The sequence below is a fragment of the Brevibacillus sp. NRRL NRS-603 genome, from assembly GCF_003013445.1.
Taxonomy (GTDB): Bacteria; Bacillota; Bacilli; order Brevibacillales; family Brevibacillaceae; genus Brevibacillus; species Brevibacillus formosus.
Window position 1 is genome coordinate 1 of sequence record NZ_PXZN01000094.1, and the last position, 984, is coordinate 984.

The window sequence follows — 984 nt, forward strand, 5'->3', positions numbered from 1 at the left end:
GCATGGACAAAGCTCCATGAAATGCTGACGTCCACACTGCTGGTAGATATTACAATCGACGGAGAGCACAAACAGCTTCCATTGCCAGTGGTTCGTAACATGGCCAACGAAAAAGATCCGCAGCTTCGCAAAACGGCATACGAGGCGGAGCTTGCCGCTTACAAAAAAATCGATGAAGCTGCTGCTGCCAGCTTGAATGGAATTAAGGGCGAGGTTATTACTGTAGCGAAGCTCAGAGGTTATGAATCACCGCTGGATAAAACGTTGCAAGACTCCCGCATGGACCGCGAGACACTCGAAGCGATGCTTCAGGCAATGCGTGAGAGCCTGCCATCCTTCCATCAATACTTCCGTACAAAGGCGAAGCTGCTCGGTCATAAGAGCGCTCAGTTGCCATTTTATGATTTGTTTGCGCCAGTGGGCGAGGCAGACATGCGGTTCTCGTACGAGGAATCCCGTGACTTCATCGTGAAGCACTTTGGTAGCTTTAGCGAAAAGCTCGCCAACTATGCAGCACGAGCTTATGACAATCAGTGGATTGATGCAGAAATTCGTGAAGGCAAGCGTGGAGGGGCATTTTGCTACAACCTGCACATCGTAGGGGAGAGCAGAATTATGTCCAACTACACAGGCAGCTACAGCGATGTGAGCACAATGGCACATGAATTGGGACATGGCTATCACGGAGAATGTCTCGTGAACGAAGCATTTTTGAATAGTGAATACCCGATGCCAATCGCCGAAACCGCATCCATTTTGTGCGAAACGATCATTGCCAATGCAGCACTTGAACAAGCGACCTCTGAGGAAGCATTTGCGATTCTGGAAAATGATATCAGCGGGGCAAGCCAGGTGATCGTCGATATTTATAGCCGTTACTTGTTCGAGACTGCTGTATTTGAGCGCAGAACAGAAGGTGCCTTGTCAGTTTCTACTTTGAATGAACTGATGCTGCAAGCGCAAAAGGACTCTTACGGAGATGGT

At 49.0% G+C, this 984-nt stretch carries 1 protein-coding gene; it reads left to right on the forward strand.

Annotation, left to right across the window (positions count from 1 at the left end):
* Positions 1–984 (forward strand): M3 family metallopeptidase (locus tag C7R94_RS28405; protein ID WP_146142838.1); only part of this gene is annotated, 984 nt, incomplete at both ends.